The sequence below is a fragment of the Paenibacillus sp. JDR-2 genome, from assembly GCF_000023585.1.
In the GTDB taxonomy this organism is placed as follows: domain Bacteria; phylum Bacillota; class Bacilli; order Paenibacillales; family Paenibacillaceae; genus Pristimantibacillus.
The window spans coordinates 1,867,738-1,892,514 of the sequence record NC_012914.1 but is presented as its reverse complement, the minus strand read 5'-3'; the positions used below and the strand labels follow the sequence as shown (position 1 = coordinate 1,892,514).

General features: G+C 47.4%; 24 protein-coding genes and 1 tRNA gene. 1 reads left to right on the top strand and 24 read right to left on the bottom strand.

Going from position 1 to position 24,777, the window contains the following annotated elements; genetic code table 11:
* Positions 1-49: 49 nt before the first annotated feature.
* The 4 genes from PJDR2_RS31825 to PJDR2_RS32860 form a co-directional block, all read right to left on the bottom strand.
* Positions 50-6,598 carry an S-layer homology domain-containing protein gene (locus PJDR2_RS31825; protein ID WP_015843225.1) on the bottom strand — a complete coding sequence of 2,183 codons (6,549 nt, stop codon included), beginning with the start codon at positions 6,596-6,598 and terminating at the stop codon, positions 50-52.
* Between the two features lie 73 nt (positions 6,599-6,671).
* On the bottom strand, positions 6,672-7,859 hold the full coding sequence (locus PJDR2_RS08330; protein ID WP_015843224.1) for a WG repeat-containing protein: 1,188 nt from the start codon (positions 7,857-7,859) through the stop codon (positions 6,672-6,674).
* A 225-nt stretch (positions 7,860-8,084) separates the two neighbouring features.
* Positions 8,085-9,236, bottom strand: coding sequence for a HupE/UreJ family protein (locus tag PJDR2_RS08325; protein WP_041613370.1), 1,152 nt, complete (start codon positions 9,234-9,236; stop codon positions 8,085-8,087).
* 375 nt (positions 9,237-9,611) lie between these two features.
* Positions 9,612-11,294, bottom strand: a complete 1,683-nt coding sequence (locus tag PJDR2_RS32860) for a recombinase family protein (RefSeq protein ID WP_015843222.1) — start codon at positions 11,292-11,294, stop codon at positions 9,612-9,614.
* A gap of 118 nt (positions 11,295-11,412) precedes the next feature.
* Here PJDR2_RS32860 and PJDR2_RS08310 point away from each other — a divergent pair.
* Positions 11,413-11,487, top strand: a tRNA-Ala gene (locus PJDR2_RS08310).
* A 38-nt stretch (positions 11,488-11,525) separates the two neighbouring features.
* Here the strand turns inward: PJDR2_RS08310 and PJDR2_RS08305 are convergent.
* The 20 genes from PJDR2_RS08305 to PJDR2_RS31815 all read right to left on the bottom strand — a co-directional run bounded on the left by PJDR2_RS08305 (position 11,526) and on the right by PJDR2_RS31815 (position 24,775).
* Positions 11,526-11,762, bottom strand: a complete 237-nt coding sequence (locus tag PJDR2_RS08305; RefSeq protein WP_015843221.1) for a hypothetical protein — start codon at positions 11,760-11,762, stop codon at positions 11,526-11,528.
* 15 nt (positions 11,763-11,777) lie between these two features.
* Positions 11,778-12,326 (bottom strand): sigma factor-like helix-turn-helix DNA-binding protein, encoded by a 549-nt coding sequence (locus tag PJDR2_RS08300; protein WP_049790033.1) that lies wholly within the window; start codon positions 12,324-12,326, stop codon positions 11,778-11,780.
* Positions 12,327-12,346: 20 nt separating this feature from the next.
* Positions 12,347-12,967, bottom strand: coding sequence for a hypothetical protein (locus PJDR2_RS32855; protein WP_015843219.1), 621 nt, complete (start codon positions 12,965-12,967; stop codon positions 12,347-12,349).
* 144 nt (positions 12,968-13,111) lie between these two features.
* Positions 13,112-13,771, bottom strand: coding sequence for a 2-methylcitrate dehydratase (locus tag PJDR2_RS08290; RefSeq protein WP_150106450.1), 660 nt, complete (start codon positions 13,769-13,771; stop codon positions 13,112-13,114).
* 81 nt (positions 13,772-13,852) lie between these two features.
* Entirely contained in the window at positions 13,853-14,281 is a 429-nt protein-coding gene (locus tag PJDR2_RS08285; protein ID WP_015843217.1) for a hypothetical protein, read from the bottom strand.
* 103 nt (positions 14,282-14,384) lie between these two features.
* On the bottom strand, positions 14,385-15,461 hold the full coding sequence (locus PJDR2_RS31820; RefSeq protein WP_015843216.1) for a DNA-methyltransferase: 1,077 nt from the start codon (positions 15,459-15,461) through the stop codon (positions 14,385-14,387).
* A 172-nt stretch (positions 15,462-15,633) separates the two neighbouring features.
* The gene (locus PJDR2_RS08275; protein ID WP_015843214.1) at positions 15,634-17,310 is read right to left on the bottom strand and encodes a DNA cytosine methyltransferase; all 1,677 of its coding nucleotides are present in this window, start codon (positions 17,308-17,310) and stop codon (positions 15,634-15,636) included.
* A gap of 2 nt (positions 17,311-17,312) precedes the next feature.
* Entirely contained in the window at positions 17,313-17,810 is a 498-nt protein-coding gene (locus PJDR2_RS08270) for a dUTP diphosphatase (protein WP_015843213.1), read from the bottom strand.
* Positions 17,807-18,379: an HNH endonuclease signature motif containing protein gene (locus tag PJDR2_RS08265; protein ID WP_015843212.1), complete on the bottom strand. Its 573-nt coding sequence runs from the start codon at positions 18,377-18,379 to the stop codon at positions 17,807-17,809. The genes PJDR2_RS08270 and PJDR2_RS08265 overlap by 4 nt, the downstream gene beginning before the upstream one ends.
* Before the next feature lie 3 nt (positions 18,380-18,382).
* Entirely contained in the window at positions 18,383-18,613 is a 231-nt protein-coding gene (locus tag PJDR2_RS08260; protein WP_015843211.1) for a hypothetical protein, read from the bottom strand.
* 204 nt (positions 18,614-18,817) lie between these two features.
* Entirely contained in the window at positions 18,818-18,991 is a 174-nt protein-coding gene (locus PJDR2_RS33095; protein ID WP_190276184.1) for a hypothetical protein, read from the bottom strand.
* Between the two features lie 78 nt (positions 18,992-19,069).
* Positions 19,070-19,642 (bottom strand): hypothetical protein, encoded by a 573-nt coding sequence (locus tag PJDR2_RS08250; RefSeq protein WP_015843210.1) that lies wholly within the window; start codon positions 19,640-19,642, stop codon positions 19,070-19,072.
* Complete coding sequence (locus PJDR2_RS08245; protein WP_015843209.1) at positions 19,642-19,953, bottom strand: LexA family transcriptional repressor; 312 nt, start codon at positions 19,951-19,953, stop codon at positions 19,642-19,644. The genes PJDR2_RS08250 and PJDR2_RS08245 overlap by 1 nt, the downstream gene beginning before the upstream one ends.
* A gap of 154 nt (positions 19,954-20,107) precedes the next feature.
* Positions 20,108-20,359, bottom strand: a complete 252-nt coding sequence (locus tag PJDR2_RS08240) for a hypothetical protein (RefSeq protein WP_015843208.1) — start codon at positions 20,357-20,359, stop codon at positions 20,108-20,110.
* 13 nt (positions 20,360-20,372) lie between these two features.
* Positions 20,373-21,728, bottom strand: a complete 1,356-nt coding sequence (gene dnaB, locus PJDR2_RS08235) for a replicative DNA helicase (protein WP_015843207.1) — start codon at positions 21,726-21,728, stop codon at positions 20,373-20,375.
* The gene (locus PJDR2_RS08230) at positions 21,709-22,047 is read right to left on the bottom strand and encodes a hypothetical protein (RefSeq protein WP_041613364.1); all 339 of its coding nucleotides are present in this window, start codon (positions 22,045-22,047) and stop codon (positions 21,709-21,711) included. Before PJDR2_RS08230 ends, dnaB begins: the two co-directional genes overlap by 20 nt.
* A complete protein-coding gene (locus PJDR2_RS08225; RefSeq protein WP_015843206.1) occupies positions 22,016-22,900 on the bottom strand; it encodes a replication protein in 885 nt (294 codons plus the stop codon). The genes PJDR2_RS08230 and PJDR2_RS08225 overlap by 32 nt, the downstream gene beginning before the upstream one ends.
* A gap of 16 nt (positions 22,901-22,916) precedes the next feature.
* Positions 22,917-23,492, bottom strand: coding sequence for a DUF1642 domain-containing protein (locus tag PJDR2_RS08220; protein ID WP_015843205.1), 576 nt, complete (start codon positions 23,490-23,492; stop codon positions 22,917-22,919).
* Positions 23,493-24,248 carry an MBL fold metallo-hydrolase gene (locus tag PJDR2_RS08215; RefSeq protein WP_015843204.1) on the bottom strand — a complete coding sequence of 252 codons (756 nt, stop codon included), beginning with the start codon at positions 24,246-24,248 and terminating at the stop codon, positions 23,493-23,495. It lies immediately after the preceding gene.
* Complete coding sequence (locus tag PJDR2_RS31815) at positions 24,236-24,775, bottom strand: HNH endonuclease (RefSeq protein WP_015843203.1); 540 nt, start codon at positions 24,773-24,775, stop codon at positions 24,236-24,238. Before PJDR2_RS31815 ends, PJDR2_RS08215 begins: the two co-directional genes overlap by 13 nt.
* Between the last annotated feature and the right edge of the window lie 2 nt (positions 24,776-24,777).

The window sequence follows — 24,777 nt, the reverse complement described above, 5'->3', positions numbered from 1 at the left end:
GGTTATAACTGGCTGCATCTCCTGTCTCACAGCCTGTTAATGGATTTTACTATCCCAACAAATTATATAGCACCTGAGCCATCTCCGCCCTGTTGGTTGTGCTCGTCGGATTGAGCTTTCCGTTGCTGCCGCCGACAGTGCCAGTCTTAACTAGCATTGTCATTGCATTCTTCGCCCATGAGTCTACCTTTCCGGCGTCAGTGAAGTCGGAGAGAGACTTGCCGCTGTCGCCTTGAGGGAGCTGGTTGATGTTATGCAGAGCGTTGTACAACAGAGTGAACATTTCCTGGCGAGTGATCTCCTTACCTGGTGCGAACAAGCCGTTTCCTATACCTGCGGATATTCCGAGGCGTTTTGCCGCCGCCAGATAGCCGGTGTAATAGGTATTGCCCGCATCTTTGAAGTTATCTGTCGGGTTTGTATCCGCGGCGATACCGTAAGCTTTCAACAACATAACGATGAATTCACCGCGCGTCAGCTTGGCTTCAGGGCTGAAATTGCCGTTGCCAGTGCCTCCTGTTATACCTCTTGCCGCGATGAAGCCCACGGCTTTGTTATACCAAGCATTCGGCGCCACGTCATTGAAGCTCACCTTGTTATAAGCCACCGCGTAATGACTGAAATGGGTGGTATTAAAAGTGACAGTGCCCGTGGCCGGTTCATAGTGCCCGTTAGGGATATTAACAACATTGCCGTTGCCATCGATGTACCACACGACGATGCTCTCTGGATTAGCAAGCTCCGCCGCTGTCGGGGTATAAGGAATGGATACCGTAACTGGTGCGCTAGGGTTGTTCCAGGCAATCTGTTTACCGTCAACAGTAAGTGTGAGCTCTACCATCGGCCTGTCGCCTATCGAAGCTTTTACATTACCCGGCAGACCGGATTTATCCGCCTGACCAATGGAGATTCCTGCCTTGCTTCCATTTATGCCAGTAATGCCAGTCAGCATATTGGAAGGAACGGTCACGCTGCCTTTGTCGGTATTGAAAGCTATGCTTCCTTGCAGATCGGACTTATTCAGGTTTTGAACAGGAATGTTCAAAATATAGGAATTGACATCCGAAACGGATGGTACTGTGATAACGGTCGTTTTCCCAACAGACATAAGGCTGTTAATTGAGCTTACGTCTACGGTTGCGCTGTGGCTGTTCTTATCGACCTTGACCTGCAGATTGGAACTCGATCCGTTACCAGTGTCAACCTTCGCATCATAGTCAGGTGCAGTACTTCCTACCGGACCTGTTGGAACAGTTGAATTTGATACGATTGTGACATTAAAAGTCGTTGTTTTGCCGCCTAAAGTAACAGTAATGGTTTTAGTACCCGTAGTTGTGCTATCAAATCCGCTGATATTGGACGCTGTAATTGTAACAGGATTACTTGTTGTGTCACTGTATGTTCCCGTAACAACCAATCCTGTTAGATCCAAGCTTTCTCCAACCTGATATTGCGTTTTTGCAGGCGGAGTTGTTACTGCTATGCCAGTTAACGAGACATTCATGATTTCGGCACGGTCTCTGACCCTGATTCTCGGATGCATATCCGCATCGCTGACTACCTCGCCGATAGAAGCCAAGCCGGCTACGGAAACGGTTGCTCCCTCTGTAATGAATGAAAGTGACGTTCCTTTTGTGATGTATCCGTTAATGAATACGATCGCCGGTCCAGACCCATCATTAATTGTAAATTGGTTAATTGTTCCGTCATTGTCTTTGTAAATATCTGACACGACGCCTTTTGTTCTTAACAAAAGTCCCGTATTATCGGAAGACATTGAAGCAGCTGTGGTGAGCGTAGTTGGCGCAAGTTTATGAATACTTGGATCCAAAATAGTGAAGCTGCTTACCGTAAGTTCCACTTCGCCTTGATAATGCGCGATTGTACCGCTAAACCTTGCTTTCTGACCTTCTTGAATACCTGAGGCAACCGGGAATAGATTGATGCCGCCCGTTGCATCCTGCGCATAAATCGTATCGAAGAAGCCTTTGTTTGTATCAGGATTTGCGCTTTGGGTATTTACCTCACTCGTTGTTGTTGCTTCAATAATAACATCCGTTCCATCCGGCAGATTCTTAGCGTCGGCAATGCTTGTGACCATCTGCGGATTAACCGTTTTATAAAGATTATCCATTAGATTGTAGTTAGCATACGGCAAAGTCCCTGCGTTTTCTTGCGTAACCTGAATTTCGAAGTTACTCATGAATGATCCGCCGGCAACAACCACAAGAGAAGTTTTACCGTTCGAATGCGTAATCACTTCAGATGCCGCGAGCAGCTTCTCCTCCGGATTTGATGCAACCTTGCTGTTTGGATTTGCATACTTCGGTATATACAGCTTGTCTGAGCTTACTCCCTTATCCGTGGGATTCGTTCCCACCGTGACGAATGGGAATGCCGTCTTAGTCCCTCCATAGCCAAAGTTGTCATTGTCGGTTTCAGCCGAATAAGTGGTCGGGAAGCCATATACGAGCGGGCTTACCGTTGAAGGCAGTGTTGAGGTTCTCTCACCCGTCACTGGGTCTACAGCATAAATGGTTGAACCTGAGTATTGGCTGTAGGTCTGTCCATCAACAACGCCTTGCATCAACGGATTATTCAAATTGAACTCCGTTGGATACAGTCGATACGCTTGTCCACCGTTCTTATCATCGTCCATAACCTCATCGTCGCCTTCGCGCAGCGTGGAACCGATGGCTGCCAGGACGTCATTTTGAAGTTCGGACATATGTTTCTTAGGTGAAGCCGAATCCGCGTTTGAGATTTCCGCGTAGTCTGCGATATTCCCGAAGACTAGCGTATTCCCGTTTTCCGAAAATGCTTTTAACGCCGCCGTTTCCTCAACTGAATAATTCGTCGGATTCAGCCATGCGCTAACGCTTTTTCTGGATGGTGCATTCAAGATAATCATTTTATATTTAGGATTGCTGGTTGCCGCGATAAAATCTGCCGAAGTATTGAGCTGTACAACTCTCACTCCGTTTGATCCAGCGAGCGTCATCATATTGTTCATTGAATTCGGATAGCTTCCTCCGCTGACGTACTCATTGCCGTGCGAAGCGTCTAGTCCCACATACGAGACGGTGTCTATATCGCTAACCTTCATCGTACTGGTTGCCGTATACGTCTTATCTACTCCGTTCACCGTGATTACGGCGCTAATCGTGACTGTCTTGGTACCGGCAGTCGTTGGTGTATAACTGAATACGTGATTAGCGTTGCCGGAAGATGCGATGTTTGTATTTGGTGTGTACGTTTTGCTCGCTCCGGAATCTCCGTCTACCTCATAAGAAATAGATTTAAGCGTAACAGAAGTGCTTTCATTGTTGAAGAAATTAGTCGTTAAATTCAATGCCTCTGTTGTAACTGGCATGGTCGAGCTGTTGCTTACCGAGGTAATGCCGACCTTCGGCGCAGAACCAAGCCAGATCGGCGCGGTGACGGCGATGAAGCCTTTATTGTCCGTAACGATTGCGAAGTAGTACCCTGGAGTCGGCGCGTTCATCGAATAGGTGTAATTCACGTTATTCGTTCCAACAGGGTAGTTCTTCTGATCTACGATAGCTCCTCCGGTGCTTATCAGTTGGATGGATGCGATATCGCTGGTCGCTACGTCAGGATTTTTATTGCTTGCGGTTATCGTAATATCCGCGGTTGCAGGGGCAGTGTCCAATATTGCGCCCATGCTATAGGTGTCCTTCCCGTCGGTCAGATGATAGGTAACGTCCAGATCCCTGTTCTCCGTCGACCATACGGAACGGTCGCGCAACGCCTGATAAATGCCGCTTAATGTAAAGTCGTTCGTGTAAACGACCGTGGCAATGGTATTCGATGTTCCCCAGCCTTTTTTATGATTGTCGCCGTTGTTCGTCGGAGCAACGTGCCATCCTTTATCCAAAGCCAAAATAAACTGGTCTACCGACCTAAAGTATCCCCCCGAGCCAACAGCGCCTTCGCCGTTACCCGCTTCAACAAGAGTTACTTTATCGTCAATCTCATCCTCGTAATATCCAAAATTCGAGAAGTTACCGAAGGTATTGCCGGGATGATTAAGCTGCGAAATCGAGCCTGGAGTACTCTCAAGCATTTTATAATAGGTTTGAAGGCCGCCATCGTTGGTCTTATTATTTAAAGTCGCGTTGTTACGGCTGACAAAACCTGTTGTGTTGAACGTATTCATGTGGCCGGGACCGCCGGACCATGTCATCTCAAAGCCATAGTCAGTCACGAACGTAGGAGTGGCTGCATCCTCCGCTGCTTTCTTGCCGGCAAGCCAAGCGGCATTGCTTGAGTTGTAGTCATTAATGTTATGATCCTTAGTGACGTCATAAGTTGCAGAATCATAAGAATTGGAGTGGTCCGTTACGATAAAGAAGTCAAAATTACCTTCATCTCTTGCGTAAGCATACGCTTCAGGCAAGGTGCCTTGACCGTCCGAGTTAATCGTATGCGCGTGAAGGGAACCATAATAGTTCTTTTCCCCGCCTGCGGCTTTCTTGGCCGTATAGGTGAAGGTTGTCGAATCACTGTCCAAATAGTTGGCACGCGTTGCCTTGGCAACGATTCTTACAGGGAAATAAGTAGCATCCATGGCAATAGGAGCCGTATAAGTTTGATCGGCTGTGCCAACCAGCGTACCGTCTGTGGACGTATAAGAATTTTTATAAATCGAATACTGAATCGCTGAATCCGCCGTAGCTGATGTTAATGCGATGGGAGTTGCAGCTGAAATGGCAGAGCTGCCTGGGTTTGCTACTACGTTAGCGACCTTGCTTTGCGTATATACAAAAGTCTGAGCCGCTGTTGTATAAGTGCCGTCCGAAGCTGTTGCCGTGATCGTTGCGGTTCCGCTAAGGAAGGCATCCACTGTAACTTCGACCGAGTTGCCCGTACTCGTTACGGCATTTCCTCCGTTTACGCTGTACGTTATTGTCGCGCCTGTTGTTGGAGTGGAAAGCGTCACCTTGGAATTAAGCGGCACTGCCGTTCCGGAAGGTACGCTGGCAGCCATAAACTCAACGGTCGGTGCTGTTGTAGCGACAAGTTCGGCAGTATTGCCGGAATAGAGATGTACTCCGTTATATCCGGTCGCCGTGTTGTAGCTCGCAATGGCCTGCGTAATGTTTACATAACTTCCGCTAGTGCCTACCGTAATTCCCTTGCTGCGCAATGTAATCGGTATGCCTGCCTGGCTTACTGTGTGATTAAAGAAACTTCCGGTAGTACCCGCGACATTGTCGAGTTTAACCGTGTCGAATGCGACCAGCATTCCCTCATAAGTTCTGTCAGCGAGTTGGCTGAACATGATTTTGATCGGAGTGGGAAGCGTCGGATTGCTGTTACGCACAACGACATTCGTTGCCACATCATCCGGTACAATCTCCATCAAACCGTTATACGGCGATGTTTTCCCATAAACATAGATTTCTTTGCCTACATAAGAAGAGAAGTTTGCGCCGGATTTATAAATAACGATACCGCTGCCGGCATTCATTCCGTCCTGAATGTAAAGGGTCGTATTCCCGTTCAGGTAAGTACCGATGCCTTTAACCCATACATAGTCCCCTGCAGAAAGCTTTTTGGCATCCGCGTTTGGCGTGATGGTCTGCTGATTAAACGATAAAGTAAGAACATCTGTCGGCAGAAGAGTTGGGGACTTCGCTACAACCTTAACGACAAACGGGTTGGTTCCTGTAAAACCGCCTTCTGAAATAGCCGTAAAAGGCGCTGTGTATAATTTTGTAGAGCCGCCAACGGTTGTCGCTGGAGTCGTACCGTCTGTTGTGTAAAAGATTTGTGCATTTGCATCCGTATTGGATAAAGAGATAGGCGTAACATCCAAGATGGCACCAGTTGTATTAGGTGTTGCCATTACCGTTGGTGTAGTAAGTTCCGGAATTTTGGCACCGTAGATTTGAATGCCGTTAATATTGCTGGTTCCGCCCGAACCTACTGTGCCGCCTGCTTCAGAGACTTCCGATTTCTGAATAACTCTGATATATAAAGCACTTTGATTGGCGGCCTCTGCCGGCAAAGCCATTCCAAATTGCTCAAGAGACGTGCTCTCGATTTTAACGGTATAACCTGTGTCAAGCGAATTGCCGAATACGGTCCAGTCCGTACCGTTCGTACTCCACTCTGTATTAAAATCGCGTGGACCGGTACCGGAAGAACGAGCGCTAAAATTAAAAATCAGATCCTTAAATCCCTCGGTTGAGGTCTTCATATACCAATATCCTTTGTCGGCCTGTCCATTAAAACCTGAGGTTGAGATAGAGGCTGACGAATAAGTAAGGCCTGAAGTAACTTGCACATTATTTTTAAATAATTGCAAGGTTGGATTGGAAGCATCCAGCGTCTTGTAATAACCGCTGGTTGCTCCAAAGTTTCCATTAGCGGCAGTTACTTCCCCAGTACTTCCGTAGTTCCAGGTTGCAATTTCTGCTTTTCCTTCCATGCTTTGAGGCGGATTTTCAACTGATTTGTTGCCGTTGATTGCTGCGGATACGGTTGCCGTTGGCAATGCTGGCATAATACTGCTCACTACTAATAAGCATGCCATGCTAATCCTTAACAATGCTTTGTTTAATCCTTTCATGTCCTCTCTCCTTGTTGAATCATTTATTGTTAAATATTCGCACTTTCGTGCTCCTATTTTCACAAACCATAAGCTAGTTTCTTGGATCCCATATATAATTTCCGGTTGTATCGATATAGCCGATCCTTCCATCCGAGAAGCTTACTTTTGCAATTCCGTTCCTGAATGGCCCGGCATTATTATGTCTAAGAATATTGTCATTTTCTTTCTGAACAACCTTAGGAATACTAAGATTCCCGTCCTTATTCATATACCCGCCAGCCCCATCATTTATGGAAACCAAGCCTTCTGAGAACAAGGTCTCATCAAAGCTATCATCTAAATCGGGACCAAGTTTATAGGCTCCGGACTTATCTATATACCCTATTGAATATTGATTGATGCTGCCGCCAACGCATACCTTAGCAAGTCCTTCCGAAAAACCGTATGCTATAGTAAATTTAGGTTCTATCACCATGTTGCCTTTTGTATCAATGTATCCGTATAGAGCGGCGGACGTCTCCGAATTCTTCACGGCTACGGCTGCTAAGCCCTCCGAAAAGCTGTTGCCGTTGACATACTTACTCGCATCAATGATGACTTTCCCCGTCTTGTCTATGTACTGATAATGCTTGTCTTTCATTACGAGAGCTAAGCCATCCGAGAAGCTATACGCCTGTTCATATTGATAAGGGATGATCATTTTACCGCGGGAATTAATATAGCCATACATTTCGGTAGGTTCATCTTGGACTAGAATCAATCCGTCGCTTTGCGTTGGCATATTATTTCCAATAAGCAGCATAGAAACGATATTCATATCTTCGGGCAAAGTGCTTACAACCTTGCCTTTTGTATTCAGAACAAAATATTCTAGACTATAGGTGTCCTCATCCAGTTTTATTGCACCGGCTACCCCGTCGCTAAACGTACTAATCGCCGAATACTCCGGTTTGACAATCATCTTCCCGGCAGAATCAATGACACCGACCTTTACATTATTTTGTTCTTCTCCATCTTCACTGCTCTTCGATTCGTCCTTCACCTGGACGACGGCGACGCCTTCATGAAAGTCCTCCGCCAATGTATAAATAGGTTCTATCGCTATCTTTCCTGCTTTATTGATATAGCCCCATTTCCCATCAACTTGTACGGGGTATAAAATCGTTTCTTCACTGTTTTTCTTGGTTTCAGCCTGAATAACGACGAAGATCGCCGCTACAATAAATACAATTGCGAATGACACCCAAACGACTGGTTGTTTTATTTGTCTATTTGTCATCAATTAAATCCCCCTTCGAACAATACAAATGTATTTTAGTAGTCAATTGTTATTTAGAGCACAAATTTTAGTGTATAATTTGTAAAGACGATCTAAAATTATGTATTTAATTAAATACAACCCGTTTTAGTTGCTTAGAAGTTCGTGTTCTGCTCTCTTGATGAACTTGGCTAAACGAAAAAAAGCACGCCTCAAATGGCGTGCTTTTTTTCGATATAAAATTGATTAAACATAATAAACGACACGCTCGACAAGCCACAGTCCACCTAGCATCAGAGCTGCCGCGGAGCAGGTAACTGCCACGTATCCCGCGTGTTTCCAGCGATAAAGAAGAGCTAGCACAGGCAGCGCCAATGCAACGATGATCACCTGAACGGATTCAATACCGGCATTAAAACTAATCAGATCCACTGCCAGTTCGCTCTTTGGAATGTTCATTTCCATCAAGATGTCCGCAAAGCCCATCCCATGAATCAACCCAAAAATGAAAGTCAATACCCACCGATAGTTCACTTTCTTGCGAATCAAATTGTCCAAAGCGACGTAACAAATGCTTAGTGCAATAGCCGGCTCTACAATACTGGAGGGGACATGAATCACCCCTGTAACAGTCAGGGCCAATGTAATGCAATGCGCAATCGTGAACGCTGTTATTGTTCCCGCATATTGCTTGAACGTTTGCCTTGCGATTAGCAGGGAGAATAAGAACAAAAGGTGGTCAAATCCCGATAAAATATGATTCATCCCCAGCACAAAAAAAGAAAACCAGCCGCTCGTTGAGCTTGATGTAGCTGATTCCTCAGGCTGTTGCTGCTCAGGTTCAGCATCGCCCTGCTTTAATGAGGCAAAATCATTGTCCGTCATTTGCAGCGACCAGGTCTGGTTGCTGCCCGAGAGTACCGCCGTGCTTCGCTCGGTTCCGTAATAAATCGACAGCAAGTTAATATAATTGCCCAATGTGTCCTTCATATTCAATTGATCAGTCAACTGGATCAACTGGTTTGCCGTTACCGCCGGGAAATAAGCTTTCAGAATCACCTTTTTGCCGTGCAAACTCAGACTCTCATTTTGAGGCCACGCCGTGCTTTCCCCGTTATATTTCAAAACAAGGTCGCTCTTCAGAATCGCCAGCAGTTGCTCATCGACATCAGCGAATTCCTTCGGATCAAGTTCTCCGTCATCATTGTTATCGCCCCCGACAAGCTCTATGACCGATTTGACATCCAGGGAATAAGTAAGCTCCGTATTGGATTCGTATAGTTCCAATACGGTATAAATCGCGCTGTAGGCATGAGCATCCGCTCGATGCTGACCTGACAGTAGCGCTAGCAGCGCCATGAAAATCGAAAGAAAGAAACGCCCTCGCCAGACCGTCATGTATGTCATCCTTTTCCTGCAGTAATAGTAACGCCAATCCAATCTATCATACAATTGTTAAATCCAGGTCAAGTACAAGCTATTAAAGTGTTAAGTTCAGTAGACTAACGAATCAAAAAGCACGCCATTTGAGGCGTGCTTAAATTTGTGGAGCTACCGTCTCGCTTGGCTCGTCTTCTGATCATGTGATGCCTGAATTCCTTATTCTAAGACTGACGAAGCTTCTCGAGGCCTTTTCACTTCATTGCGTCCGCGCGGGCGAACTTATAGGGGTTCTTCTTCCCCTTGGCATTCCACCAAATAAAAAAACGCAACCCATAAAGGTTGCGTTGAAGTTCTTATTTGGTGGAGCCAAGGGGGATCGAACCCCTGACCTCATCGCTGCCAGCGATGCGCTCTACCGCGTGATTCAGTTTCACTACCAAAAGAGATAAAGTGTGAAAGATGAAGCTTCACATTGATTTCGATATCATCCCTTTTAACAATCACGCCTTCTATAATGGCTGCCAACATCATCTTTTGCTTTTCGATCGGCGAGCTCTTGAAGACTTCCTTCCAAACTGGGATATGCTTACGTAGTATTTCCATCTCCTGCACTTCGACTTGCTTTTCAGCAATCTTAGCTGTCGCTTTCTGATATGCAATCTCCAGTTCATGCAATTCGGCATCAGCCTTCTCAATCAGGGAGTTTAGCAACTCAGGTTTGAAAGAGCTTTGTCCCATAATTGATTTTGTTACCTCGCCAGTTAGCACCTCAACCTCTTTACGTTTCTTCTCTAGCTCGGAAGCAATCTTCTTCTGCTCCTTTTTATCACCGGCCACATTTTGCTTTTGGAATGAATTAATGTGAGCTGTGAAATCTACTTGCTTCAATTGGTCCAGGTATATATCGATCTCATCAAGCACAGCAGATTCTATTCTGTTTTGAGAGTACAATGTTTGTCCGTCACAAGACTTACCCATAGCCTTCCCGCTGCACCGGTATTTAGGGTAGTTCTGGATTACCTCATTACCGTCAGCTAGCTTATACTTTTTCCGATTGTATGTCGTTGTTAATGGAGCTCCGCAATACCCGCAGTTAATCAACCCGACAAGCAATAATGGACTCTTGCTAATATTGATGTGGTACCCGCGTTCTTCCCCGCTTTTCTTCTTTGGCGACTTCGAGCTTCTCATCAGCTGAACTCTATCCCACTTGTCTTCCTGAATGATAACTAATTCTTGAACTTGTTCCTTTGCCAAGATCCATTCATTAGGGTCCTGCATTGCAAAAACACCCATCTTACTTCTTCGTTTACCGATCGCAGGATAACCTTTGTAAATCGGATTTCTTAAAATGTAGTTAATAACCCCAGAGGTCCATTGACCTCCAGTTGGAGAAGGAACATCGCGTACTTCGTTCATATGTTTGGCTATTCGATTACTTCCCATATATTCAGCCAAACTATACAGCTCGTCTACAATCGCTGCAGTCTCAGGCTCAATTGCACGTTTCAGCAGCTCTTTTCTTTTTTTGTTATAAACACCGGATGGAATAAGTTGATAACCGTATGGAGCTGTACCGCCACTAAACAGGCCATCTTCGCCCATTTGGTTGTGGTTTTCAGTTACCCGCATGGATGTCTTCTTGCTCTCGCCACTCGACTGCCAAAAGCGAAGGTAATTGATAAGATCATCCGTATGGTCTTCAAACTTCTGTTGCCCTTCCGATACCGACCACATTTCGATACCCTGCTGCACAAACCATTTCAGTACGAAAGGCGTCTCATCATCACGGCGCCCCAGCCGGTCGAACATGAACACGAGAAGAACATCGAATTCGCCCTTCTCGGCAGCTGCCTTGGCACGCTGAATCTCATCTCTTTTTTTTGCAGACACCTTAAATCCGGATACTCCGCCCTCGATGTATTCCTTCACAAATACCCAGCCCGGCTGCCGTTCAATAAACTCCATGCAGGATCGTCTTTGTGTTGGAATATCATCGCCAAGCAATTGCCCTTTTGTTGAAACCCTATATAAACAAGCGACCCGTTTAGTCGGCGCTCCCATCAATGCCATTGACTTACCCTCCAATTAAGCTAGTTTAACTACCATAAATAATAACAGAACAAAAATTAAAAAAGTAATCTTGTCTTTATATTCCTGACGATATATAATAAAAACATTCTTGTTAATTGGGGCGTTAGTTCAGTGGGAGAACGCTTCGCTGGCAGCGAAGAGGTCAGGGGTTCGACCCCCCTACGCTCCACCAATATAAACAATAAAGTCCTTCATACGAAGGACTTTTCTTTATTTCTGCGACTTTATATATTCTTCAGACAAGACTGTCGTAACATAATTCATGATTTCAGTATGCTCTGCTTCTGTGATGTTCGAGAAATTAACCGTTACCCACATCTTCGCCTTCTCATTAAACCTCTTAAGCGAGACGATCTCGCCGTTAGCGTTAGTAATGCTCTTGTATTGAACTCCATTTATGATGACAATATCATTCCCCATACCGGCAACCACCTCAGTTTTATACATATTCCTCCTCCCGCCTTAAAACAACGTGCGCTGCCAGTCCTTAGACACTTTTTCATGTGCTCGTTTTATATAGGATGCAACTGCACTCTTTGATAACTTCATCACTTCAGCGATATAAGCATGAGTCAATCCGTGGCCGTGGGACATCACGTAACATTCGCGTTCCTGATCGCTCAGTAGATCCAGCGCTTCGCGCAATAGTTCCTTTTCATCTTCCGTTAATGAGCTGCCGCTGCGGCTGTTTATCGGATTTGCATAACTCTGAAGTGTTAATGGATCGACCAGCTTCGTATTAGCGTAAATCCCCCTACGCTCAATTCCCCGCTTACTCCCCGGCCGCTTCCCGGTCTGCATCCAGCCAATGGCGAAGTTCACATCTGAGATCGCGCCGCGGATAATGTTCTCATCCGGATGACTGCCGTTTTCTCCAGTCTTCACCAGCGCTGCACGCAGCCTCTTATGTGTCGCCCGGTATGCACGCTCCAGGTCTTTGAACTCCTTCATAAACCCGCGCTCATCCAGCTCAGGGATTGGTTCAGGCTTTTTCTTTTTAGCATCACCCATTTCATTCACCCGCCTTAAAGTTATCCTTGTTTCGCTTGCTCCGCTTTGTTCAGTTCGTCGCAATGCAGCTGGCATTCTTCCAGCGTTTTAAATAAGCCTGCCTTATCTGAGCTGCTAACGCTGCCGTCTTTCCGGTCAAGGTATATTTCATACTTTGTGCATTCTCCACGTGCCCATATCTGCACATTGATTTGCGTGATTTTATCTTGTTGCGGCTTGTATTCGTAAATCTGCCGCGCATACCAGTTGCTTGCACAATCTGGGCAATCCTGATTGAATTTCCGATCACCCAAAGTCATAACAACTTTTCTAGCGTTCTCACACGTTCCGCATTTGACTTCGCCTATTTTAGTGGACTTCGCGTAATAAACCGTGTCTCCAATGGTAAACCCGCCGAGCAATTCCCGATGAACCGTCTTTGTGTGCTCCTTCAGGATCTTCGCCTGATCGATTTCGTGATAACGGATTTTTAAAAGGGCTTGAGATAATTCGCGGTTCAGTTTCGCTCGGTCTTCTCTGAGCCAATTCAGGTCCGCGAGCTTCGCGCCCAATTCCTTTTTCACTTCAGCATCAACTATCTTACGTAATGAAATCGCCAGTTCATCTTGTTCAGGCGGGTAAGATTCATCTTCAAATTTCATTGTCCATTCCTCCTATTGAAGCCCCGATCCGGATGAACCGGGGCCGATCGTTTAAAGTTTGCTACACAACCAGAACGCTGCTACCCAGAAACCAATGCATCCGACCAGGCAACCGATTAAGCCCCAGTTCCAGTGCCGCATGCTTTAGTCCTCGAGGTCGTCGCTGTCTTCTCTCGACTCGCTCACTTCTTGAGGTTCTTGATCGCTAGCTTCTTCCTCCTGGGATTCCTCTTTCGCGTCCGAAGACTGCTGTTCTTCCGGTTTGTTCAACGACTTTTCAATCACCTCGTCGACTGCCTTCGTCTGCCCTTCCCGCCATTCATGCCACTTGGCTGCCAGAGGAGCAACGCGTCGGCTATATTCTTCAAGTAACTCAGCCAGTCTGCCGCTCGATAAGTCAAGGTCCGAAGCGATCCGGAGATAGCTTTCGCCATTCGTGTATCGATCCATGATCTTATTGAAGTCGTATTCGAGGTCAGAATAGCTTGGAGCCAGTCCGCTGAGTATGAATTCGTTCACGACACTGCGCGACAGCTCTGCCTCTTCCTCGACGATCTGGTGTTTGACTGGCGGAACTCCATCCAATTGCATTTCAGCTTGCTGACCAGCTTCTTTAATCTCGCTAACAACGCCTTTGTCATCGACCTTGTAGGTAACAACCGGTTCATTCGTAGCAGCGTTGCGTTGGATCCGGTAACTGATAACTTGAGCATCGAGGCCGAGGTTTACGTCAGTGTCGATCATTTCAGCGATAGCATCGAGCTCGCCGGCACTCATACGAACGGATGATTCAAAAACGAACACTTTCTTGCCACCTTTACGAAGATCTACTTTCAGGAGTTTAGCTTTGATATTTGCAAACATGAGATTTGCCCCTCTCGGATTTTAGTTTTGGTTTAACTTGATCAAGAAAAGATTTAACGCGAGTTTGCTGATGCCAAGCTTTTCGGCCAACTGCCTACGCGGAAGATGATTGTTGCTCTTCAGATAAGTGATTTGCTCATCTGAAAGGCTTATCTCTAGCGCCTCTTGAATCAGTGGATCATTCTCATCAGGTTTCTTCATGCCTGGCGCAGGATCGGATGTAACAACCGAATCGAGATCGAACCCCTCTGCTATATAAAATTGATAATGCCTCTTGTTACCGGTCCGTCTAAGGATGTCGCGGTCCACCAAGGTTTTAGCTAAGTCCGAAAATGCACTTACCCGTTTTCCAGTGAACCCAGTTAATTCGAGCATGAGTCTGAATTTGATGCCCGGATTTGCTTGAACCACCTTAACGAGCTCCCATTGCTTTGTAGTGAGTTTTACCATTTCGCCCCTCCTTCCCGCACATATGTTCGGTTCATAAACAGCAGTTTGCCGTCAGCTCGCCAGTTTGACGGCCGCTGCATGTTGTTATTAGGTAATTCATTATTCAGAAGCATAACTTCGGCTGCAGCGTTGCCGTCCGCCGTTCTGCAATCTCGACATACTGCTCACCGAGCTCGATGATAGTGCATTCACGGTTATTCTCCAGCGCAACCTTTAACGTTGTTCCGGATCCTCCGAACGGATCAAGCACTTTCCCGTCAACCGGCGCCCCGGCCAGAATACATGGTTCGATTAGTTTCTCGGGGAACGTGGCGAAATGTGCTTCAGTGAATTGAGCAGTGGCCACTGTCCAAACCGACCGTTTATTCCTCGTTCCGTAATATTCAACATCTTCACGATCAGTCCGATGTTGCTTTACTTGTCCTGGTACTTTGCCTTCATTCACATTCCGAGCAAAGCTATAAGCCTTGCCAACTGCCTTCATACCTTTTTTGCTTCCGCCATTAGCTCTGTCTGACCCTTGCTGGTTCTCAACATCCTGCGAAAGCCTTGCTATGCTTGAATCGTTCATCTGCTCTTTGATTGCCTCAGCGTCATAGTAATAGCGATCTGACTTGCTAAGCAGAAACATGTATTCGTGAGCCTTTGTCGGACGATCCTTTACACTCTCAGGCATGCAGTTTGGTTTGTTCCAGATATTATCCATCCGCAGATACCATCCATCTGCCTGTAGAGCGAAAGCCACTCGCCAAGGGATTCCTATTAGATCCTTAGGTTTTAGACCAATTGGAATAGATTTGGCAATAGCCTTCATTCCACCTAAATTCCGCTCACCTATCGTGGGATCTCCCATTCCTGACAAACCGGACTTAGCGTAACTATCACCATAATTCATCCAAAGCGTCCCTTCTGGCCGCAGCAGACGCCACACTTCCCTGAATACCAGGACGCTGTGAGCGACGAACATTTCCGGCGTTGGTTCCAGACCGAGGCATCCGTTCCAAGCCGGAACCGTAACTTGCGGCAGCCCGGCCATTGGCGTATAGGTGACCTCAGGCCAGTCGCTACCTGGTATCCCGTAATCCCGCAACCCCCAATAGGGCGGTGATGTTACGCAAGTATGAAACTGCTCAGGCTCCATGCTGGCCATTACGGTACGGCAATCTCCGTGCAGAATCATCGTTTTATCACCTCATGTCCTTCCGTATTCATTCTGATACGTAGTCTTCGCCCGAACAATCCGGCAGATCGCATGTCTCGCAAAACTTACGGAAGAAACAGTTAGCACATTGTTCGATCGATTCATATGGCTTAAATTCATCTTCCATTGCATACACCACCAATTCATTTCGTTACACCAACTGCAGCTCGAGCTGATGTTCTCCGCCATACGGTACATCCTTGCAAAGCTCCGGCAGGTTCGCCCTTACCAGATGCTCCGCGAACGGCGGCGGTACCGAGTTTCCGCAGCGGGCTACCTGTGCAGATTTCGGATACTGCTTGCCGTCTGCATCCTTGGAAATGATGTATTCCTCCGGGAACCCCTGTGCCGCGAACAACTCGTGAGGCTCCAGCATCCGCATGCCGATATCTACGATCGCGTAATCCTGGCCGTGTACTGTCACGAGTCCGAAACGATCTTTTGTCGGTATAGTGTGCAGCGGCTCGCTGATTTCCTGTCCTTCGCCGGTGCCGTAGTATTTCATCAAGAAGGCGCGAACCTCGCCAAAGTGTAGCCCGCCGGCAGTAATGGTTTGTACCGGGTCTGTTATCGGCTGTCCGATGTTCGTTCCCTTCATCTTGATCAGATGACTTGTTACGAGCGAAGTCTTTCCTCCACCGCCGGCGGTTACAGTGCCAACTGGATCATCCGCCGAGCTGCCAACCGATTCTCCAAAGTGACGAGCAAGGTGAGCAGCAACTAGGCCGTATCGGTTCGATGTATCGAGGGTCAGAATCGGACGATCAAGCTCTTGCCCGCGGGCATCGTGACTGGCCGTTTCGCTGTGATACTGAGCAAGGAATGCAGCTACCATTTTGGGCTGGATTAGAAGGTGCTCTGCCTTTGTTGTTACCGTCGTTAGCGGAGTATCCATCTCGTATGACAGTCGATCTCCGCCGAATCCGGTCTGCCCGATCCGAGCTATATACGGAGTGACGATGCCCCATCCGTTCTTTGCCGTCACCGTTTGCAAAGGTTCGCTAATTTGTTGCCCTCTAAACATTTCGCCTTGATGATTAACCTTGATGACAAATGGGTTTGGGTTGTTAAGTACGAACTTATGAATTCCCCGCGCGATCCGGCGCATGGTGTTCTCAGCCAGCGGCTTCTTCCGTTCGAAGATGCTCATGCACTCAAGCGACCAATCAATAATTTCCCCGGCCGTCCGCCACGGTTTTAGCAGCCCCTTTTTTACCTCAATGCTGTTCGGGTCCCCGTGGGTTGGCTTCGGCCAGACAATCGGCTTGCCGTCACACCGGGCAACTAGAAAGAATCGCTTTCGAATTGTCGGCGCTCCGTAATCGCATGCCCGGAGCTCCCGATAATCAACTTCATATCCTTGCCGTTTCAGGGCATTTATGAATGCCTTGAATGTCTTGCCCTTCTTATCCGGATCTGGCATGCCGTCCTTAAGCAGCGGCCCCCACGTTTTGAATTCCTCAACGTTCTCCAGCATGATAACCCGCGGCCGGACCGTTGCCGCCCAACGAACTGCTACCCACGCTAGACCACGGATACCTTTCTCCTTTGGCTTTCCGCCTTTCGCCTTACTGAAGTGCTTGCAATCCGGTGAGAGCCAGCACAGTGCCACTTGTTGCCCCCGGGCTACCTGTCGCGGATCGACATCCCATACCGACTCGCAATAATGCTCTGTGTCCGGATGGTTTGCCTTGTGCATCGCTATGGCTGCTGGATCATGATTAATCGCTACATCGACGCTTCGCCCGATCGCCAGTTCAATTCCTGTGCTTGCCCCACCGCCGCCGGCGAAGTTATCGACTATCAGTTCTCGAAGGAGCTGCTTCATGATCAGTACCCGTTCGCCTGGCGATCATGATTGGTTTTGTTTTTGGCCATGTATGCGTCAACGATTTGTTCCCAAGTAAAGTCGAGGCGCAATGTTCCGAGAGCTGAAAAGTCGTACCATGCTTCATAAAACTTACCCGAGTCGAATTCCATCAACCCTACTGCTGTAATGATGTCGATGAATACAGATGCCGTTTCACCTTCAAGAGTTATTACAGTATCCTGCAACTCCTCAAATGGGATGCCTTCTTGCAGTGCATACGACAGGAAGAAATGGACGCAATCTACATATTCCACAAGCATTTTTTCCCGCCTCGGCGCCCGATCAGTGCTCCAATGCTTAAATCCGCGCCATTCGTTTGCCAGCTCGCCAAGTTCCACCTGTAGTGCCAGCACCGTATCCGGCAGCAGATCCTGACCCTCCAAGCCTTTCTCCTTGATGATCCGAGCGTCTAGTGCCTTCTGCATTTCATACAACTGCTCCAAAGTGATTTCACTCATACTTTTCCTCCACCTCGACGTTTATTTTTAAGTTGATTGATTTTAAGTCCTATATCAGCCAAGATAATACCTGTTCTTGTCAGATCGACATCATTTTTAATAAGTCCTTTTGTATTCATCATGACGAGCTGTCCTCTCGTAACAAGTAATAAATTATCTGGAGTAAAGTTACGGTTGTCGCCATCTCCGAATATAACCACATGACCATCTGGCACTTGTTTCTGATGATGTTCTTCCCAAACAAGAACATGTTTCGGCTTCCAGTACTTCGGATCTGCAATTTTCACTTCTACATACCCGTGGCCGTTAACTTTTTCAGTTCCAACCGGATGCGAGTTATGCGGCATATGACCATTCTTGTATTGGATCCCCGTCGGTTTACGTTCAACACCAAATCTACCAGTCAAACCACTGTTTAATCTGTTGTTTTTCTTGAATGTTTTTATTTTAATAACATCCATATCCAATCCGAAGAATTCGTTAAAGCTGGCTGTTAACTCCGTATTGCTTTTACCCTCGTAATTGGATCGGATATATTCTTTCTGTTCCGGAGTGAATCGCAATACCACGACTTAGCCCTCCAGCATTTTAGGGACTGCAAAATCCGCGCTCATACTATTTTCCACAAGCTTTCTTGCTTCTAAGACAAGTGAACCATTTGAAATAATCTGCGATGCAATGCCTGAGACTGCCTTGGCCCGGGATATTTCCTCGACCAGTTTCTCGCCTGTTAGCTCCTCGTCAGACAAGCGCTCCAACTGCGCGAATAGATGATTGTTCAGATCGCCTAATGTGTTTTTCATTGAAAGTTCCTCCTCATGTTTATTAATGGGTTCATGACTTCTTCCTCCAAACGAACGGCTGCTTCCTTTTTGGCGCCGGAGCTGATGAGACCCGCTGCTGTTCTTCTTCTGTCCACTGCCGGCTGCTCACAGGTCCGTTGGCTGGCGTTTTATCTCGCTTCTCACGTGGCAATGGTTTGTGCTTCTGACGGGGAGAATGATCCTTCATCGTGGCAGCACCGCCTTGATCTTCTGATTCAGTCTTGCATGCCGAATGCGAGCCCTTCTTTTCAACTCGGCTTGAGCAGCGATCCGGTGTTCAAGGGGAGCGCCGGTATCAATGATTGCGATATTCACGAGTTGCTCTCTAGTTGCTGAACGCCAATTGAGTTGCTTCATAGCCATATCCACCACCTTTTCACGCACATATGTTCGGTTATATATCAGCATGAGGCCCTTCACCGAGCGTGTGCGCGGTTATTTTGCTTTATCGAGTATTCCTTGAATGACTTCAACTTGGAACGGCAGCGTGTCAACCAGCGGCTTATATTCGCGAAGAAGATAAAGGTTCCATGCTGCCCGGGCGATGATGTAAGCATCAACTACGTTATCGCTCTTATGCCGGTATCCGAACAACTCCTGCACCGCTTTTCCCACGGCCTCTTTCTTTTCCTTATCCTTCAGCCGGACCTTGCTGCCTGCCTCACCTTTCCAGCCGGTAACGCCCACATACTTCTTCGTCTGAAGAGGATTGATCTCGTGGTATACCAAGCCTTTACGGTGAATGATTGAGCGCAATCCTCCGTGGACCATTCCGGTTGTTATGCCCTTCTGTGTGCCTGCTGCCGCTTGCTCAATTACTGTCTCATCGCCGGGCTCAATGATCTGGTACAACTGGTTCTCGAGGTCCACGAGCTGCGCGATCGTAATGCCGCCCTTCTCCGCTTTTCCGGCGCCCTTCAGCTCAACTTCAAGGACCACGTCGCCTCTTTCGTTTAGAGCGACGACACCCGTCTTTGTCGCTGGGTCGATTCCAACAAATCGGACCATCAGTCGCCCACCGCCTCTCGCAATTCTCTGAAGACCGCCACAAGCATTTGGTCATGCCGCTTCATTGTCGCTACGTCCGGCCTCTGTACTTCTGCCGCCCGGAGCGCCCGCGGCGACTTGCCTTCGCGAACCAGATAGCCTTTCTGCTGCAGGCGTGCCATTATTGCATGAATCGTTGAGGAGGATTTTAAACCGAGTCCCGTTCCTACCTCTCGAATTGTTGGAGCATATCCATTCTTAGCTTGATACTCTTGGATGAACTCCAGCGCATCTTTTTGACGCTTGCTTAGAGCCTTGATCTCTTTCCCCATATTCCCTCCTGGTCATTCTAGCCGGCAGCGTGAATATCTCCCCGAGCACTCGCCCCTTATCGTCAAGTACAATCTCCCATGGAGTGTCCTGAAAATAAGGATCCGGATTCGACGTCATAGGCTGCGACTTTTGGATTGGCTTTCGTTTCCCCATTTACTTCACCTTCGTTTGGTGAGGATCGTCTTGAAGCTGCCTGAGCTTTCCAAGCAGTGATTCCACCCACTCTTTATCGCCGACGATTAATGCAGCGTCTATCAGCGTGAGCAGATCCATGCATGAGTTGATGTATGTTTCGTTTTGGTGCTCGCAGATCCGAATTTCGTCAAGCTCTTCGTCGGTCAGTGGTATGGATGAGTTGCGTTTCTTGGTAAGTTCAGCGAGTCGAATGTGAAAAGACTTTTTCATACCATTCAGCCTCCTATGCTCGTTCCAAATTCAACAGCTTACCATATTTCTTCAACATTGCGAGTTCTACCGTGCCGACCGGACCATTCCGCTGCTTTGCAAGAATAATCTCAATGATGTTCTTCTTCTCGGATTCCTTATCGTAGTAATCATCCCTGTACAAGAATCCAACGATATCAGCGTCTTGCTCTATAGATCCGGATTCCCGGAGGTCCGACATCATCGGACGTTTATCTTTACGTTCCTCAACCTTCCGGCTCAACTGGGATAATGCGATGACTGGTACTTCCAGCTCCCGGGCGATCTCTTTAAGCGTTCGGGAGATATCCGAGACCTCTTGCTGCCGATTGTCTCCGCCGCGGCCTTGAATGAGTTGCAAATAATCGATCAGGATAAGTCCAAGCCCTTTTTCCTTTTTAAGCTTTCGGCATTTCGCCCTGATCTCTCGAACAGTAATGCCCGGGGTGTCATCGATAAAGATATTTGCTTTTGCTAATTCAGCAACCGCGAAACTCATCTTCTCCCAATCGTCGCCTTCGAAGTAACCTGTCTTCAGCTTCTCGCCTTCGATGTTGCCTTCAGAAGAGATCATCCTCTGAACCAATTGCTTCGCACTCATCTCAAGACTGAAAATTGCAACGGTCTCTTTCAGGCGGACGCCGATGTTCTGGGCAATGTTGAGAGCAAAAGCCGTTTTACCGACTGACGGCCGGGCAGCGATGATAATCAGGTCGGACTTTTGAAAGCCAGCTGTCATCTTATCCAGGTCCTCAAACCCTGACGACAGTCCGGTGATACCCCGGTTGTTCTCGCGGTTTGCGTAATTTTTCTCCGCATCCTCCCAGACTTCCATCAGGGCGGACTTCATCGTTACGAACTCTCTTGCCGGAGTTGCTTCATCGGTGAGCTTCGTTCCAATCGCTTCGGCCATTGCCGTGAACCCTTTTAAGTCAGTCGCCTCAGCAGCTTGCTTCAGAAGGTCCAGAGAGCCGTATATGGCTTCTCGACGCAGGTACATATCTTTGACTCGCTTGATGTAATACTCCGTGTTAGCGGCCGTTGGGACGGCTGAGACTAAACGAGAGAGGTACGACACACCGCCGATTTGACTTAATTCATCAGAGTCCTGCAGGTACGCTGTCAATGTCCTGATGTCTACCGGCGTACCATCGTCATACAGCTTCATCATGCCTCGATAAATCCTAGCATGGCTTTGGTCGTGCCACTCACCGACTCCCAGACGCTCCTTCGCTTGCTCAAGTGCATCCGGGTTTAAGATGATCGCTCCAATTACAGCCTGCTCTGCTTCTATATCCCGGGGCTCCTCGATGCCCAGGATGCCTAGGACATCATTCTTCTGTTGCATCATTGCGGCTGCCTCCAATCTTCTTCCGAACACTCTCCCAATATCCCTCAGGCGGAGGTTTGTTGCTGGATGACCAGCCTTGCAACAGGATCATTTGCTCTTCAGCCTGCTGCTTCGATATAGCTGGAAGATCGGGTCCTTGCTTTTTCACGATGTCTGCAATGTCCGGAAAGAAATTGCTTGTATCGATGTGCCGGTTCAAGTTGGCCAGCGCAGTATCTCCGTCCACATTTGCCAGACGTTCCACCCAGAGATTGAATACCTGTGGATTGCGGTTGAAGTCCGGGGACTTATTCGGGTAGGCCGCGGTTGCCTTCGCCAAGAGCAGGATAACTTGTTCCCTGTTCAGGTCCGCCACCTCCTAATTGGTTTTTAAGAAAATCTAGGTTGGAATCGAATTTATTATTGCTGGCTGCTATCCCTTCTGGATCTACGGTTGGATAATCTTCATAACGCTTTTGGTTCAGATAAGTGGAAGCATGAAGGATAAAGTTCGGTTTGGTCTGAATGAGCTTATGGGTCTCTGTAAAATTCACTGTATTAGCGATAACAAGATCAGGGTCGAAGTTAGGATCTTTACAGTGCTTATTCCAGGTTATTAGAGCTTGTTGTCTGGACACTCTTCTTGGATAAACAGACCAGAAGTTTTCGAACATACTCTCCTTTTCTTTAATACTTTTCTTTAAGATCTTTATTTCTTTATATGGGGATCGAATCTGATCACTCAAAACCCCGCTTTGAGGTATCAGATCTGATACTTCTGAGGGATCATTTCTGATACCCCGAGATTCATCTTGAGGGATCATTTCTGATACCCCGAACAGGTCGTATTCTTCCATTTGATAATCACCACTTTTCGGGATGTCCCATTGCTCGTAATCTTTATTGAAAGAAACTTTCCGGGCTTCCGTACTCGTCGCTTGCTTCGTTACCTTCAGGACCTTACTCTTGATGAGTGCGGTAACCTCTCGCTTGATGCTAGCCTCCGATATCCCGGTCGTCATCTGGAGGAAGGAGTTTGAAAAATCGTGGTCCTTCCGGTTGTATCCGTAGGTCAGGCGCCAAACCTTCATGATGATGCGAAGCTGCGTGGCATTGAATTTCCGGAAGCAAATCTCATCGAGTATTTCATGCGCTATCGGCGTATAGCCATTTTCCTTCTGCGGCTTTGCCATAACAGCTCACCAACGTTCATTTCGCGATTTCTTGAAAGTAGTCGTTCAGCCGTTCGTCGATATCTCTGACCAATGTTGACTTCGGAAGTGTTCGGTCCCAGGTCGTTACAAGACGCTCTATATCGACCCGCAGGCGTTCCTTGTGATCGACTGGTTCTTCTACGGTGTAGCCGAATTGAATTGCATTGACGAGGTCTAGTGTATGGAACTTATTCGCGTGATCTCTCAAAGTGCATAATTCTGGCGTTTTCGAACCGTAAGGATATGTTGGTGACTGAACCGCGTAATAGGCTAACTGTTCCGGTGTATATCTATCCTTGCAATGCTCCAACGCTTCCGCTACCTCTTTCGGGAGCACAACGGGCGCTCTCAATGCGTTCACTAGATTCTGAAGCTCCTGCTTCTCCATATGCAGCTGCGCCACATTCTCCGTCAAGCGATCCGCAGCAGATACTGCTCTTTCTTCATCTTCCTTTGCAATCTTCAGTTCAAGATCAAGAGCTTTAATATGTTCTAGTAACCATCTGACTTCTACATAACGACCAGCGAATAGTGTGATATTTTTAAGCTTTTCAGATGTCAACTTGCTCATTTATTGCACCTCCAAATGATAATGTTCGCCTGCTTTGAATCCCTGCGCCCGGAGCGCCCGTTTAACCGTTCCTTCTGCGATTGCCGGCATGTTGTTGTTGCTCGACATATGTGTAAGCAGGATCTGTTCACCGCGTCCTTTAATCAGTTTTGCTAGCGCCTCGGCTGCCGCATCATTTGATAGATGCCCGGTGTCAGCAAGTATTCGGCTTTTCGTTGCAGCCGGGTATTCGCCGTTGACGACCATGTCGATATCATGATTACACTCGAACACATAGATATCGCTGTTAGCCATGTAGTGCAGCATCTCGTCGGTCACGCAGCCCGTATCCATCATCACGCTGACCTTGCAGTCCTTTCCTTGCACCACGAAGCCAAGAGGCTCGTATGCGTCGTGTGAGACGTTAAAGGCTGTCACGAACATGTGCTTCTCCAGGTCGAAAGCGTCGAAGCAGAGTGACTTTCCATGGTACATGATCCGACCGCTGTCCAGCCGTTCGAGGGCTTTCAGCGTGCCTTCGCTGGCGTAGACCGGGATCTTGTATTTGTCGGCGAATGCAAGGCCACGAGCGTGATCCTGATGTTCGTGGGTCACGTATATCGAGTGAATCTTCGTTGGATCAATCCCGGCCGCCAAGATGATCTTTTCGACCTTAGTCTTCGGCAGCCCGACATCTACCAGGATTGTGATGCGGCCGTTGCTGATGGATAAACAATTCCCGTCAGACCCAGTAGCGTGAACTTTTACTTCGAACATGGAACCTCCTCGTTGCAATAAGGCATTCGTTCTCGTCGTGCTAAGAAGGCTACCCGAGCAGCTTCCTCCGCGCTTTCATATCTGCCTAAATTGTGTAGCTTGTTGTCAATTCTTATATATGCCTTGAACTTGCCGCTTTCCTTTTCAAAGCTCACTCCGCGATAACCGCTAGTGTTATGACTTGGAACTCCTTTTCGATTCTGCAAATTTTGGGCATTTGTCACTACCCTTAAATTGACTCTTCGGTTATCCAATGTGTCGTGGTTTATATGATCAACAAACATTCTGGCAGGATTGTTCAACAACTGTCTGTGGAGTGAAGGCGTGTGTCCCCTTCCTGCACGTTTATAAAAATGCCCATGTGCGTATAATTGTCCGTTTCTCCTGTTTTTCCATGGATGCCAACTAACTGGAAGTTCTAATAACTGATCAAGGTCAGCGGTATCAATTAACGTTTCATATCGTTGGCCCTTGTAGTTTAAGAAAATAGCTGTAATATCGCCACGAAGCTCGTAATCATTATTCATGG